The following is a 13,843-nucleotide window of genomic DNA, read 5'->3' on the forward strand; positions in this document are numbered from 1 at the left end:
GCTGCTTACGCTGACACGCAGTACGCAACACGCGGAACAAGCAAGAAGGCAGCTATCGCCCGAAAGCTACAGGCAAGAGCGGCTCGTGCATGGAGTTGACGGGGAGTTCCTTACGGAATTGTTAGGCACCACTGCGGATACCTCCGATAACCGGCTGAGACCGACGGAAGCTCTCGTGCGCGCCAGGGTGCCATGGGAAAAAGCCTTCCTCGGATGGCCAGACGAGCTGATGCAAGGAGAAGTCATCGCCTTGATACAACCAGCAATTGGAAAGTGCGTACTCCTGCCGGTTGGCCTGACTAGCTTCAACGAAGACGCACGGGTAACCCTGAATAATTTCGTCGCTCGGTTTAGCAAGGTCTATAGGATCACTGCTTGCTGCTCGTTCGGCGATCAGGCTGACCAAGCCATGTGCCGCTTTCTGCGGTAGGCCGAACAGGATGATCTCGGGGTGGTTGTATGAAAATTTCAGGCCGACCGAGTAAGAAAAAGACGGCCCCTTATCGTCTCCGAAGACATGAGTGAAGTGCCACCCGTACTGCTCAATGTTTCGGAGCACGGATTCTTCATAGGAATTATTGGGCAGCGGAAATGTCATGTGTGGTGCCTAACTACCAGTAGACCCCTCCCCGGGGCGTAGCCGGAGTTTGCGTGGAGGCCGGATAGTCGTCAACGCGGAAAAATCCCAACCAGTTCACGGCTTTATCCTATGACCGCGCTTTCGGGGTAACCCCCAGCATCCCCATATCGACGGCAAGGAGGCCCCGATATGTCTTATGACGGTGGGCAGCCCCCGGTATCAGGGGGTGTAGCGCAGGCACGCGAGCCGCGGTTGCTCGACCAGATTCGGGCGCGGATGCGGCTCAAGCACTACAGCCTACGTACCGAGCAGGCCTATCTCTACTGGGCACGCCGGTATATCCGGGCCAACCTGCCCCGGCATCCGCGCGAGCTCGACGGGGCGGCCGTGGAGGCCTTCCTCACCCGCCTGGCCACCCGCGACCATGTCGCCGCCAGCACCCAGAACCAGGCGCTGTCGGCGCTGCTGTTCCTGTATCGGGAAGTGCTGGGCGTGGACCTGCCATGGATGGAGAACGTGGTCCGGGCCAAGCGGCCGCAGCGGTTGCCGGTGGTGCTCTCACGCGCCCAGGTCGGGCGGCTGCTGGAACGCCTGGCCGGGCGCGAGGCGTTGATGGCCGGCCTGCTCTACGGCAGCGGGCTGCGCCTGATGGAATGCGCGCGCCTGCGGGTGAAGGACGTGGGCCGGGAGCGCAATGAGCTGGTCGTGCGCGACGGCAAGGGCGGCAAGGACCGGATGACGGTGCTGCCCGCCGCGCTGCGCGAGGGGCTGGCGCGACAGCTGGCCGAGGTGCGCGTGCTGCACGCGCGCGACCTGGCCTGCGGGCTGGGCCGCGTGCACCTGCCGCACGCGCTGGCGCGCAAGTATCCGAACGCGGCGGCCGAGCCGGCCTGGCAATACGTGTTCCCGGCCACGCGTCTCTCGGTGGACCCGCGCGACGGCGCCACCACATCGACGAGAAGGTGCTGCAGAAGGTGGTGCGGCGCGCCGCACTCGAGGCAGGCTTCGACCGGCCGGTGACGCCGCATACGCTGCGCCACTGCTTCGCCACCCATCTGCTGGAGGCCGGCGCCGACATCCGCACCGTGCAGGAACTGCTCGGCCACAAGGACGTGGCCACCACCCAGATCTACACCCACGTGCTCAACCGCGGCGCGCACGGGGTGCTCAGCCCGCTGGACCGCTGAGGCCGGCACGCGGGCGTCAGCCCATCGGCAGCTTCAGCCCCTGCTCCTTCGCGCACTGCCTGGCGATCTCGTAGCCGGCATCGGCATGGCGCATCACCCCGGTGCCCGGGTCGTTCCACAGCACCCGGGCGATGCGCCGGTCGGCGGCCTCGCTGCCGTCGCAGACGATGACCACGCCGCTGTGCTGGCTGTAGCCCATGCCCACGCCGCCGCCATGGTGCAGCGACACCCAGGTGGCGCCGCCGGCGACGTTGAGCATGGCGTTGAGCAGCGGCCAGTCGGACACCGCGTCGCTGCCGTCGGCCATCGCCTCGGTCTCGCGGTTCGGCGAGGCCACGCTGCCCGAATCGAGATGGTCGCGGCCGATCACCACCGGCGCCTTCAGCTCGCCGTTGCGCACCATCTCGTTGAACGCCAGGCCCAGTTTGTGGCGCAGGCCCAGGCCGACCCAGCAGATCCGCGCGGGCAGGCCCTGGAAGTCGATCCGCTCGCGCGCCATGTCCAGCCAGCGGTGCAGGTGCGCATCGTCCGGGATCAGTTCCTTGACCTTCGCGTCGGTCCGGTAGATGTCCTCCGGGTCGCCGCTCAGCGCGACCCAGCGGAACGGGCCGATGCCGCGGCAGAACAGCGGCCGCACGTAGGCCGGGACGAAGCCGGGGAAGTCGAACGCATTCGCGCAGCCTTCGTCCTTGGCCATCTGCCGGATGTTGTTGCCGTAGTCCACGGTCGGGATGCCCTGCGCGTGGAAGGCCAGCATCGCCTCGACGTGGGTGCGCATCGAGGCCTTGGCCGCGTCGCGCACCTGCTCCGGGTCGTCCTTCTGCGCGGCCAGCCACCGCTCCACGCTCCAGCCGATGGGCAAGTAGCCGTGCACCGGGTCGTGGGCGCTGGTCTGGTCGGTGACGCAGTCCGGGCGCACGCCGCGCTTCACCAGCTCCGGCAGCACTTCGGCGGCGTTGCCGAGCAGCGCGATGGATTTCGCCTCGCCGGCCGCGGTGTACCTGGCGATCCGCGCCAGCGCATCGTCGAGATCGGTCGCCTGCTCGTCCACGTAGCGCGTGCGCAGGCGGAAATCGATCCGGCTCTGCTGGCATTCGATGGTCAGCGAGCAGGCGCCGGCCAGCGAGGCGGCCAGCGGCTGCGCGCCACCCATGCCGCCCAGGCCGGCGGTGAGGATCCAGCGGCCCTTGAGCTCGCCGCCGTAGTGCTGGCGGCCCATCTCCACGAAGGTCTCGTAGGTGCCCTGCACGATCCCCTGCGAACCGATGTAGATCCACGAGCCGGCGGTCATCTGCCCGTACATCATCAGGCCCTTGCGGTCGAGCTCGTTGAAGTGTTCCCCCGTGGCCCAGTGCGGCACCAGGTTGGAATTGGCCAGCAGCACGCGCGGGGCGTCGGGGTGGGTCGGGAACACGCCCACCGGCTTGCCCGACTGCACCAGCAGGGTCTCGTCGTCGCCCAGTTCCTTCAGCGTGGCCAGGATCGCGTCGTAGCTGGCCCAGTCGCGCGCGGCGCGGCCGATGCCGCCGTACACCACCAGGTCCTCCGGGCGCTCGGCCACGTCCGGGTCCAGGTTGTTCTGCAGCATGCGGAACGGGGCTTCGGTGAGCCAGCTGCGGCAGTTGAGTTGCGCGCCGCGCGGGGCGCGGATCACGCGGGAGGGATCGTGGCGCGGGTCGGACATGCCGGGGACCTCGAAGGACAGGCCGGCATTATCGCAGGGGTGGCGGTGAGGCGGTCCCGTGCCTGCTGTCTTGCGGGCCTGGCCGGTTCGACGCGGACCGGCGCGACCTGCACCGTCAGCGCGGCTCGGGGCTCGGCTCCAGTCGTGCCCCGGCTTGTGCCCGCTGCCGCTCCAGTTCCTCGCGCTCGCGTTCGTAGGCCTGGCGGCGCTGCTCGAAGTCCTGGCGCAGGCGCTCGGATTCGGCCGGGCTGGCCGCGGCGGCGCGGCGGCGTTCGGTATGGGCGCGGTCGGCTTCCAGCCGGCGGCGGTTGGCATCGAGGGCGATGGCGTACTGGTCGCGCGAGGCGCGCTGGGTGGCCTCGCGCTGCTGCCGCTGCTGCACCTGGCTGGCCTGCTGTTGGCGCTGGTAGGCGTCGCTGCCCACCGCGGGCGGCGGCGGACCGTAGCGATTCGGTTGCACGGACTGTGCGTGCGCGGTGCCGGCAAGGGCGAGCACGAGCAACAGTGACAGGGGCGAACGGCGGTGCATGCACCGACTATAGGCCGCGCATGCCGCCGCCACCGTGGATGCGCGGCGCCCCTTCAGGCACGCGTCAGCGGGGTGGAAGGCAACCTGTCATGCGCCGGACGCGCCGGTCTGCCAAGCTGTGGCCATCGTTCCGGCCTCCCTGCGCAATGTCCTTACGCCTGTTCCGCATCGCCTGCCTCGTCCTGCTGTTGCCACTGTGCGCCTGTTCGGCGCCGGCTCCCCGCTCCACTCCCCCTGTCGCCGACGCCCCGCCGGCAGCGCTGCTGCTGGTCTCCATCGACGGCCTGCGCGCCGATGCGCTGGGCCGCGGCGATACGCCCAACCTCGATCGCCTGGCCGCCGGCGGCGTACGCGCGCGTTGGATGCGGCCCTCGTACCCGGTGCTGACCTTCCCCAACCACTACACCCTGGTCACCGGCCTGCGCCCGGACCACCACGGCATCGTCCACAACACGATGCACGACCCGGAACTGGGCGGATTCAAGCTGAGCGACCGCGAGGCGGTGGGCGAGGCGCGCTGGTGGGGCGGCGAACCGCTGTGGAACGGCGCGCGCAAGGCCGGGCTGGGCGCGGCGACGATGTTCTGGCCGGGCAGCGAGGCGCCGATCCAGGGCCTGCACCCGCAACGCTGGATGCCGTTCGATGCGGCGATGCCGTCGCAGGCGCGCGCCGACCAGGTGCTGGCCTGGCTGGCCGAACCGGCCGCGACCCGGCCGCGACTGGTGACGCTGTACTTCGATGCGGTCGACAGCGCCGGCCACGCGCATGGCCCGGCATCGGCCCAGGTGCGCGCGGCGATCCGCGAGACCGACGCCGCGCTCGGCCACCTGTTCGACGGCCTGGCCGCGCTCGACCTGCCCGGCGGGATCGACATCGTCGTGGTCTCCGACCACGGCATGGCCGCGGTCGCGCCCGACCACCAGGTCGCGGTGGAGGACATGGTCGCGCCGGAGCAGGCGCGCGTGGTCAGCATCGGCCAGGTGGTGGGCATCGAACCGTTGCCAGGCCAGGCCGACGCGGTCGAACGCCGGCTGCTCGGCGCGCACGAGCGCTTCGACTGCTGGCGCAAGGGCGAGCTGCCGGCACGCTGGCATTACGGCAGCCATCCGCGCATCCCGCCGATCGTCTGCCAGATGCACGAGGGCTGGGACGCGCTGCCGCGCGCGTACCTGGCGCACCGGCGCGAGGCCGGCCCACGCGGATCGCATGGTTTCGATCCGGAGCTGCCGTCGATGCGCGCGGTGTTCGTCGCCGCCGGCCCTTCGTTCCGCGAGGGGATGGTGCTGCCGCCGTTCGACAACGTCGACGTGTATCCGCTGCTGGCCCAGCTGCTGGGCATCCCGCCAGCGCCCAACGACGGCGACCCGCGCACGCTGTTGCCGGCGCTGGCGGTGCCGGTGGCGGCGCCGGCTTCGCAATGACGGCATCGATGTCCGAAAATGGCCAGTCCGCACCGGCCCGCGGTGCTAGCCTGCAGCCATGCAGTCCCGCACCACCGCTACTACCGCCCTGCCCGACCCGCGCGTCTGCGAACGCGCGCGGCTGAGCCGCGACGCGCGCTTCGACGGACTGTTCTTCACCGGCGTGCGCAGCCCCGGCATCTATTGCCGGCCGGTGGGCCCGGCGCCGCCGGCAAAGCAGGCGAACGTCGGCTACTACCCCAGCGCCGCGGCCGCCGAAGCGGCCGGGTTCCGCCCCTGCCTGCGCTGCCGGCCGGAGCTGGCACCGGGCGAAGGCGCCTGGCGCCGCGGCGACGAGACCGTGGCCCGCGCGCTCAAGCTGATCGACCAGGGTTTCCTTGCCGAGCGCCCGTTGTCCGACCTGGCCGCGCGCGTGCACCTGGGCGAACGCCAGCTGCGGCGGCTGTTCGTCGAACGCCTCGGAGCGGCGCCGGGTGGCGTGCATGGCACCCGCCGGCTGCTGTTCGCCAAGCAGCTGCTGCCCGAGACCGCGCTGCCGGTCCCCGAGGTGGCGCTGGCGGCCGGCTTCTCCAGCCTGCGCCGGTTCAATGCCGCGTTCCTCGACGCCTACCGCAGGGCCCCGCGCGACCGGCGCCGCAGCCGCGGGGCGGGGGGGGCCACCGCCGATCCGGCGCGGCCGCTGGTGCTGCGGCTGGGCTACCGGCCGCCGTACGACTTCGCGGCGATGCTGGAGTTCCTGCGTGGCCGCGCCCTGCCCGGCGTCGAGACCGTCGACGCACGCAGCTAAGCGCGCCCGATCGGCACGCCGCAGGCGCCGGGCTGGCTGCGGGTCGGCGCCTGGCCCGGTGGCCGCGGCGGCGCGCGCGTGCACGCGCTGCGGCTGGAATTGCACGGCGCCGCGCCGGCGCAGCTGGCCGGCATCGTCCAGCGCGTGCGGCGCATGTTCGACCTGGATGCCGACCCGGACGCGATCGCCGCGGCACTGTCGCCCGATCCGCGCCTGCGCCCGCTTCTGCGCAAACGCCCCGGCCTGCGCCTGCCCAGCGGCTGGGACGGGTTCGAGATCGCAGTGCGCGCGGTGCTCGGCCAGCAGGTCAGCGTGGCCGCCGCGCGCACGCTGGCCGCGCGCCTGGCGCAGCGCCATGGCCACGCGCTGGCGGCCACGTCGCTGCCCGGGCTGAGCCACCTGTTCCCCACGCCGGCGGCGCTGGCCGACGGCGACCTCGACGGACTGGGCCTCACCGGCGCGCGCGCGTCCAGCGTGCGTGGCATCGCCCGGGCGCTGCTCGAGGGGCGGGTCGGCTTCGCTCCCGAACAGACCCTGGACGAATTCGTCGCCGCGTGGAGCGCGCTGCCCGGCGTGGGTGCGTGGACCGCGCAGTACCTGGCATTGCGCGCGCTCGGCCATCCCGATGCGTTCCCGGCCGGCGACCTGGTGCTGCAGAAGGCGCTGCCGGGCGACGGCACGCGCCTCACCGAACGGCGCCTGCGCGACCACGCCGAGGCGTGGCGCCCGTGGCGCGCGTACGCGGTGATCCATCTCTGGCGCGATGCGATGGCATCGCCCGCTCCCGTGGAGAAGCAACGATGAGCACGATCTTCTTCCGCCGCATCGACAGCCCGGTCGGCACCCTGACCGTGGCCGCCTCCGATGCCGGCCTGCATGCGGTCGAGTTCCCCGCCAACCGCCATCCTGTACGGCGCGACCGCGACTGGCGCGAGGGCGACCACCCGCTGCTGCAGCGGGCGCAGGCGCAGCTTGAGGAGTATTTCGCCGGCACGCGGCACGCTTTCGATCTGCCGCTGGCGCCGCGCGGCACCGCGTTCCAGCGCCAGGTGTGGTTCGCGCTGGCGTCGATTCCCTACGGCGAAACCGCCAGCTACGCGCAACTGGCCGCGCGCGTGGACCGGCCCGCGGCCACCCGCGCGGTCGGCGCCGCGAACGGCCGCAACCCGCTACCGATCGTGCTGCCCTGCCACCGCGTGATCGGCGCCGACGGCTCGCTCACCGGCTTCGGCGGCGGCCTGCCGACCAAGCGCTTCCTGCTGGAACTGGAAGGCGCGCTGCCGCGGGAAGCCGCGGCGCCGGATCTGTTCGGCTGATGGACGCGGCTACAACGACGGACTGCACCTCCTGCACGCTCTCCTGTAGGAGCCCACTTCAGGGGGCGACCCGACGACGCCGGAGCAATGCCGCGGTCATCGCGATCCATCCGGAGATCCCGCGTTGAACGCGGCGTCTCACGGGTTCGTCGGGTCGCCCCCTGAAGTGGGCTCCTACAATGGGCCGCTGCGGCGGTGGGTACAGCACGCCGGCGGTTGATCACCCCGCGTCGATGGCCTGCCGCAGCGGCGCCAGGAACGCCTTCGCACGCACAGCGGCATCTTCGGCACTCGTGGCCCCGGCCATCTCCGACACCAGCGCGCTACCCACCACCACGCCATCGGCGTCGGCCGCCATCGCCGCGGCGCTGGCCGCGTCCCGGATGCCGAAGCCGGCCACCACCGGCACCCGCGCCGACGCGCGCAGTTCCTGCAGGCGCCGGCCGGCGGCGGCGGTGTCCAGGTGGTCGGCGCCGGTCACCCCGGCGTAGCTGACGTAGTACAGGTAGCCCTGCGCATTCGCGCACAGCATCGCCGCGCGCGCGGCCGGGGTGGTCGGCGAGGCCAGCATCACCAGCGCCAGCCCGGCCTGGTCGAACGCGGCCTGGAACCCGGCCGCCTCTTCCGGCGGCAGGTCCACCAGCAGCACGCCGTCCACGCCGGCGGCCACCGCCTCGGTGGCGAAGCGCGCCGCGCCGCGGATTTCCACCGGATTGAGATAGCCCATCAGCACCACCGGAGTGTCGCCATCGCGTTCGCGGAAGCGGCGCACGCAGTCGAATACGTAGCCGGTACCGGCGCCGCGCGCCAGCGCGCGTTCGGAACTGCGCTGGATCACCGGGCCGTCGGCCATTGGGTCGGAGAAGGCCACGCCCAGTTCGATGACGTCGGCGCCAGCGGCGACGAGCGCATGCATCACCGGCACGGTCGCCTCCAGCGACGGGTCGCCGGCGGTGAAGAACGGGATCAGCGCCTTGCGGCCGTCGTTGCGCAGTCGCGCGAATGTGTTCTCGAAGCGGTTCACAGTTCGATCCCCTCGCGCGCGGCGATGGTGTGCACGTCCTTGTCGCCGCGGCCGGAGAGGTTGCACAGCACCAGTGCGTCCTTCGGCAGTTCGCGCGCCAGCTTGATCGCGTGGGCGACCGCGTGGCTGGATTCGAGCGCAGGCAGGATGCCTTCGGTGCGGGTAAGCGTGTGGAAGGCGGCCAGCGCTTCGGCGTCGGTGACGCCGACGTATTCGGCGCGGCCGCTGTCCTTCAGGAACGCGTGCTCGGGGCCGACGCCCGGATAGTCCAGGCCGGCGGAGATCGAATGGGTCTCGATGATCTGGCCATCGTCGTCGCAGATCACGTAGGTGCGATTGCCGTGCAGCACGCCGACCCGGCCGGCCGACAGCGAGGAAGCGTGGCGCCCGGTCTCGATGCCCTCGCCCGCCGCTTCGGCGCCGACGATGCGCACCGATGCATCGTTGAGGAAGGCATGGAACAGCCCGATCGCATTGCTGCCGCCGCCGACGCAGGCGGTGATCGCGTCGGGCAGGCGGCCGTAGTCGGCCAGCATCTGCGCCCTCGCCTCGCGCCCGACCACGGCGTTGAAGTCGCGCACCATGCGCGGGTACGGGTCCGGGCCGGCCACCGTGCCGATGATGTAGAACGTGTCCTGCACGTTGGTCACCCAGTCGCGCATGGCCTCGTTGAGCGCGTCCTTGAGCGTGGCCGAGCCGGAGGTCACCGGGACCACGGTCGCGCCAAGCAGCTTCATCCGGTAGACATTGATCTTCTGCCGCTCGATGTCGGTGGCGCCCATGTAGACCACGCATTCCAGGCCCAGGCGCGTGGCCACCGTCGCGCTGGCCACGCCATGCTGGCCGGCGCCGGTCTCGGCGATGATCCGCTTCTTGCCCATGCGCGCGGCCAGCAGCGCCTGGCCGATGGTGTTGTTGATCTTGTGCGCGCCGGTGTGGTTGAGGTCCTCGCGCTTGAGCAGGATCTGCGCGCCGCCGGTCTCGCGGCTCAGCCGCTCGGCGTGGTAGATCGGGCTGGGCCGGCCGACGTAGTGCTTGAGGTCCTTGTTGAAGGCCGCGACGAAGGCCGGATCGACCCGCGCGGCATCGTAGGCGGCGGCCAGTTCCTGCAGCGGCCCGATCAGGGTCTCGGCGACGAAGCGGCCACCGTGGCGGCCGAAATGGCCGGTGGCGTCGGGCCAGGCGTGGTAGTCGGTGGGGGCGGCCATCAGGACGGGTTCCGGCGGATCGATGTCGTCAGGTTAGCGCACGGATGCCTGGCCATACATCGAAATAAACTGGCCTACCTGTGAGTTATAGTCACAGGATGACGCGCCAGCTGCCGCCGCTCAACGCCCTGCGTGCCTTCGAGGCCGCCGCCCGCCTGGGCAGCGTGAGCCGCGCGGCGGACGAACTGCATGTCACCCATGGTGCGGTCAGCCGCCACGTCCGCACCCTGGAGGAAGCGCTGGGCACGCCGCTGTTCGTGCGCGAGGGCCGCGGCCTGGTCCTGACCGCCGCCGGGCTGCGCCTGCGCGACGCGGCGGGCGACGCGTTCGCCTCGCTGCAATCGGCGTGGGCCGGCCTGCGCCGCGGCCCTTCGGCGGCGGCACTGGTGCTCGGCTGCCCCGGCAGCCTGCTTGCGCGCTGGTTCATCCCGCGCATGGAGCGGCTGGCGAACGATCTGCCCGGGCTGACCCTGCACCTGTCGGCGCAGGAACGCGCGTTCGACCCCGCCCTGCCCGGCCTCGACGCGGCCCTGCTGCTGGGCGAGGCGCCCTGGCCGGCGCAATGGCAGGTGCACGCGCTGGCGCCGGAACGGATCGGGCCGGTGCTCGGTCCGCGCCATCCGCGCTACCACCTGCTGTGCAGCGGCGGCGTGGAGGCGCTGCTCGACGAACCGCTGCTGCACACGACCTCGCGGCCGCAGGCCTGGCCGCGCTGGCTGGCCGCCCGCGGCCTGGCCGGCAGCGCGGCGCGGATGGGCACGGGCTTCGACCACCTCACCTACCTGCTGGAGGCGGCCATCGCCGGACTGGGCGTGGCCATCGCGCCGCAGGAACTGGTGCAGGCCGACATCGACGACGGCCGCCTCGCCGCGCCCTGGGGCTTCCACGACACCGGCGGCCAGTGGGTGCTGTGCAGCGCGCGCGACCGCGAGGATCCACGCATCGAAGCGCTGGCCGGCTGGCTGCGGCGGCAACTGCAGGCGCCTCTGTAGGAGCCCACTTCAGGGGGCGACCCGAGGCCGTCGGAAGGCGCTGTATTCAACGCGCACCCTCGGAGGAGTCGCGTTAAGCGTGGATGCTTGCAGACGGCGTCGGGTCGCCCCCTGAAGTGGGCTCCTACAAGGGCTGGATTGATGCCGCGGAGGCTGCCGCGGGGCGCTGGCGCAGCTGCTGCACGATCCGGCCCTGCTCCATCACCAGCACGCGGTCGGCGCTGGCGATGGTTTCCGGGCGGTGGGCCACGATCACCCGGGTCAGCGCCAGGCCCTTCACCGCGTCGTTCACCAGGCGCTCGTTGCCCACGTCCAGGTGGCTGGTGGCCTCGTCCAGGAACAGCAGCTTCGGCCGCCGATACAGCGCGCGGGCCAGCAGGATGCGCTGCTTCTGCCCGCCGGACAGCGAACTGCCCATGTCGCCGATCAGGCCGTGGTAGCCCATCGGCATCGCCGCGATGTCGTCGTGGACCGCGGCCAGGCGCGCGGCCGCCTCGATCCGCGCCTGGTCGTGCACGCTGTCGAAGAAGCCGATGTTGTCGGCGATGCTGCCGGCGAACAGCTGGTCGTCCTGCATCACCGCCCCGACGATCGCGCGCACGTTGCGCGCACCCACCTTCTCCAGATCGTAGCCGCCGATGCAGATCCGCCCCTCGCTCGGCCGCAGCAGCCCCAGCAGCAGCTTGACCAGAGTGGTCTTGCCGCAACCGGACGCGCCCACCACCGCCACCGATTCGCCCGGCGCGATGCTGAAGCTGCAGTCCTTCAGCACCCACGGCTCACCGTCGCCGTAGCGGAACGACAGGCCCTCCACTTCGATCCGCGTATCCGGCGGCGGTGGCAGTTCCGGGTGCACACCCTCGTCCTCCGGCGCCGTCAACACGATGTCGGCCAGGCGTTCGCCGTGCAGGCGCAGCATCCGGAATTCGACCCACTTGTCGATCAGCGCCGCCATGCGCCCCGCGAACTGGTCCTTGTAGGCCAGGTAGGCGATCAGCATGCCCACCGAGAACACGTTCTGCAGGGCCAGCGTCGCGCCGATCCAGATCACCGCGATGCGCTCGATGCCGAACACCAGCTGGCTGGCGCCACCGAAGCCCAGGCCCATCCGCGCCAGCCGCACCTCGTGGTTGACCGTGTCGACCATCAGGTTCTCGTAGGTGGCGCGCCGCTGCGGCTCCTGCCCGGCGACCTTCAGGCTCTGCATCCCGCGTAGCGATTCGAGCAGGTGGCTGTGCTGCTTCGCCGCCGCCACCAGCTGCTGCTCGGTGCGGTCGCGCACCGGCCGGTAGGCCAGCGCACGGATGCCCAGGTACAGGGCCACCGCCAGCAGCGTCACCAGCGCCAGCTTCCAGCTGTAGAGCAGCATCAGGCCCAGGGTCACCACCGCCATCAGCCCGTCGATGAGCGCCTCGACGAAACTGGTGGTGAGGGTGTGCTGGATCGCCTGCACCGAGTCCATGCGCGAAGTGATGTCGCCCAGGTGCCGCTTCTGGAAGAAGTCCAGCGGCAGGCGCAGCGCGTGGGCGAAGACATTGCCCATCCACTGCAGCCCCAGCCGCGTGGACAGGTACACCACCGACCAGCCGCGCAGCAGGCCGATGCCGACCTGCAGCAGCAGCGCCAGGCCGAAGCCCAGGCCGAGCACGGTCAACAGGTCGCGGTCGGCCGAGACCAGCACCTGGTCCACCACCCATTGCATGAAGAACGGGGCCAGCACCACGAACACCTGCAGCGCGACCGACAGCAGCAGGATCTGCGCCAGCGCGCGCCACAGACCGCGCACCGGACCGGTCAGCTGGCGCACGGAGAGGCCGGGCGCGGCCTTCTGCGGCTTGAATTCCGCCGATGGCGCCAGCTCCAGCGCCACCCCGGTGAAGTGCCCTGACACCTCCGCCAGCGGCAGCCGCCGCTCGCCGACGGCCGGATCCAGGATCGTGGCCCTGCCCTTGCCGACCCTGGCCAGGACCACGAAATGATTGAAATCCCAGTGCAGGATGCATGGCAGCCGCAGCTTGCCCAAGTCCTCCATCTCCAGCCGCAACGCGCGCGTGCCGAAGCCCAACCGCTGGGCGGTGCCGATCAGCTGGTCGAGCCTGGCACCCTTGAGCGACAGCGGGAAGCGGCGGCGCATCTCGGGCAACGCGATGCTCGCGCCATGGGCCGCCGCGACCATGGCGATGGTCGCCAGGCCACACTCGGAGGCTTCGGACTGGAGAATGGGCCGCGGCAAGGATTACTCCCGATTCATGCGATGTCACGAGACGCAGCACTGCATGCACATCCAGCGTCACGCGCAGCGGATGCCCTTCCCCCGTTTCCATTCGCATCCGTCCCCAGGTGCACACCTGTACTGGCCGCGTTGTCCCGCTCCGCCAGCTTCGCACCAAGATGAAGGCCGAAGAAAAACGCTGCAATGAAGACAACAACAAGGACAAATACGATCCTTGCCGTCCTGTTCCCTGATTTATTCACCGAAGGCTCCTCCAGATTCTTCCCGTGGACGCCGCTGGGCAGGACACAGGCCCAGCCCAGCGGCACACTGCCCGTTTACGAATCGGTATTCCGATTGTCACGCTCCGCCATTCGCTCACCGAGATAAGCGCCAGCAGCAACCGCCGCAATGACAGCCGTGATTATCGGAGCGAAAGGAAAACCACCCCCAACGCCATTCGACTCTTCCATAGTCAGTTCTTTCATTTTCCTTCAACTCGACGTCCCCCCGCTTTCAGTAGCGGTCGGCTTTGGAGTCCGCGGTTAGGGTATCCGAGATGGTCAGGGTTTTGGCATAGGCTTCCGGGGTGAGCCCGCCGATTGCCTTCTTGGGTCGCTCCTCGTTGTATTCGCGACGCCAGGTTTCGATGACCGTGCGGGCGTGCAGCAGGCTGGTGAACCAGTGCTCGTTGAGGCACTCGTCGCGCAGGCGGCCGTTGAAGCTCTCGATGTAGGCGTTCTGGTTGGGCTTGCCCGGCTCGATGAGACGCAGGGCAACGCCCCGGGCGTGCGCCCACTGGAGCATCGCCTTGCCGCAGAACTCCTTGCCGTTGTCGGTGCGGATCACCTCCGGCAGGCCGCGCTGGATCGCAAGGCGCTCCAGGATGCGCACCACGCCGTG

The 13,843-nt window shown here is 70.5% G+C and carries 10 protein-coding genes and 2 pseudogenes; 5 read left to right on the plus strand and 7 right to left on the minus strand.

The window, feature by feature from the left end; translation table 11 throughout:
• Positions 1 to 121 precede the first annotated feature (121 nt).
• A complete protein-coding gene (locus CSC64_RS13105; protein ID WP_162435778.1) occupies positions 122 to 598 on the minus strand; it encodes a DUF4262 domain-containing protein in 477 nt (158 codons plus the stop codon).
• 171 nt (positions 599 to 769) lie between these two features.
• Here CSC64_RS13105 and CSC64_RS13110 point away from each other — a divergent pair.
• Positions 770 to 1,767 (plus strand): annotated as a pseudogene (locus tag CSC64_RS13110) (integron integrase).
• A 16-nt stretch (positions 1,768 to 1,783) separates the two neighbouring features.
• Here the strand turns inward: CSC64_RS13110 and hutU are convergent.
• On the minus strand, positions 1,784 to 3,451 hold the full coding sequence (gene hutU, locus CSC64_RS13115; protein ID WP_162435779.1) for a urocanate hydratase: 1,668 nt from the start codon (positions 3,449 to 3,451) through the stop codon (positions 1,784 to 1,786).
• 115 nt (positions 3,452 to 3,566) lie between these two features.
• Positions 3,567 to 3,980 (minus strand): hypothetical protein, encoded by a 414-nt coding sequence (locus CSC64_RS13120; protein WP_162435780.1) that lies wholly within the window; start codon positions 3,978 to 3,980, stop codon positions 3,567 to 3,569.
• Positions 3,981 to 4,126: 146 nt separating this feature from the next.
• Between CSC64_RS13120 and CSC64_RS13125 the strand changes: the two genes are divergently transcribed.
• The 3 genes and pseudogenes from CSC64_RS13125 (at position 4,127) to CSC64_RS13135 (ending at position 7,504) form a co-directional block, all read left to right on the plus strand.
• The gene (locus CSC64_RS13125) at positions 4,127 to 5,401 is read left to right on the plus strand and encodes an alkaline phosphatase family protein (RefSeq protein WP_162435781.1); all 1,275 of its coding nucleotides are present in this window, start codon (positions 4,127 to 4,129) and stop codon (positions 5,399 to 5,401) included.
• A gap of 58 nt (positions 5,402 to 5,459) precedes the next feature.
• Positions 5,460 to 6,992 (plus strand): annotated as a pseudogene (locus tag CSC64_RS13130) (DNA-3-methyladenine glycosylase 2 family protein).
• Positions 6,989 to 7,504 carry a methylated-DNA--[protein]-cysteine S-methyltransferase gene (locus tag CSC64_RS13135; protein WP_162435782.1) on the plus strand — a complete coding sequence of 172 codons (516 nt, stop codon included), beginning with the start codon at positions 6,989 to 6,991 and terminating at the stop codon, positions 7,502 to 7,504. Before CSC64_RS13130 ends, CSC64_RS13135 begins: the two are co-directional and overlap by 4 nt.
• A gap of 220 nt (positions 7,505 to 7,724) precedes the next feature.
• On the opposite strand, the gene trpA is transcribed toward CSC64_RS13135, so the two are convergent.
• Positions 7,725 to 8,528: a tryptophan synthase subunit alpha gene (gene trpA, locus CSC64_RS13140; RefSeq protein WP_162435783.1), complete on the minus strand. Its 804-nt coding sequence runs from the start codon at positions 8,526 to 8,528 to the stop codon at positions 7,725 to 7,727.
• A complete protein-coding gene (gene trpB, locus CSC64_RS13145; protein ID WP_425501733.1) occupies positions 8,525 to 9,736 on the minus strand; it encodes a tryptophan synthase subunit beta in 1,212 nt (403 codons plus the stop codon). The genes trpA and trpB overlap by 4 nt, the downstream gene beginning before the upstream one ends.
• Positions 9,737 to 9,834: 98 nt before the next feature.
• Between trpB and CSC64_RS13150 the strand changes: the two genes are divergently transcribed.
• Complete coding sequence (locus CSC64_RS13150) at positions 9,835 to 10,728, plus strand: LysR family transcriptional regulator (protein ID WP_162435784.1); 894 nt, start codon at positions 9,835 to 9,837, stop codon at positions 10,726 to 10,728.
• A gap of 124 nt (positions 10,729 to 10,852) precedes the next feature.
• Here CSC64_RS13150 and CSC64_RS13155 read toward each other — a convergent pair whose 3' ends face one another.
• Together CSC64_RS13155 and CSC64_RS13160 are read right to left on the minus strand one after the other, a co-directional pair.
• Entirely contained in the window at positions 10,853 to 12,961 is a 2,109-nt protein-coding gene (locus CSC64_RS13155; RefSeq protein WP_274381672.1) for a peptidase domain-containing ABC transporter, read from the minus strand.
• Between the two features lie 495 nt (positions 12,962 to 13,456).
• Positions 13,457 to 13,843, minus strand: a 387-nt coding sequence (locus CSC64_RS13160; RefSeq protein ID WP_162435785.1) for an integrase core domain-containing protein, incomplete at its 5' end; no start/stop codon positions are given.

The organism is Pseudoxanthomonas koreensis, from assembly GCF_010093225.1.
Taxonomy (GTDB): domain Bacteria; phylum Pseudomonadota; class Gammaproteobacteria; order Xanthomonadales; family Xanthomonadaceae; genus Pseudoxanthomonas; species Pseudoxanthomonas koreensis.

Excerpts from the sequence above, each read along its gene's own strand:
- CSC64_RS13105 (WP_162435778.1), bottom strand. The coding sequence starts at position 598 with ATGACATTTCCGCTGCCCAATAATTCCTATGAAGAATCCGTGCTCCGA.
- hutU (WP_162435779.1), bottom strand. The coding sequence starts at position 3,451 with ATGTCCGACCCGCGCCACGATCCCTCCCGCGTGATCCGCGCCCCGCGC.
- CSC64_RS13120 (WP_162435780.1), bottom strand. The coding sequence starts at position 3,980 with ATGCACCGCCGTTCGCCCCTGTCACTGTTGCTCGTGCTCGCCCTTGCC.
- CSC64_RS13125 (WP_162435781.1), top strand. The coding sequence starts at position 4,127 with ATGTCCTTACGCCTGTTCCGCATCGCCTGCCTCGTCCTGCTGTTGCCA.
- CSC64_RS13135 (WP_162435782.1), top strand. The coding sequence starts at position 6,989 with ATGAGCACGATCTTCTTCCGCCGCATCGACAGCCCGGTCGGCACCCTG.
- trpB (WP_425501733.1), bottom strand. The coding sequence starts at position 9,736 with ATGGCCGCCCCCACCGACTACCACGCCTGGCCCGACGCCACCGGCCAT.
- CSC64_RS13150 (WP_162435784.1), top strand. The coding sequence starts at position 9,835 with ATGACGCGCCAGCTGCCGCCGCTCAACGCCCTGCGTGCCTTCGAGGCC.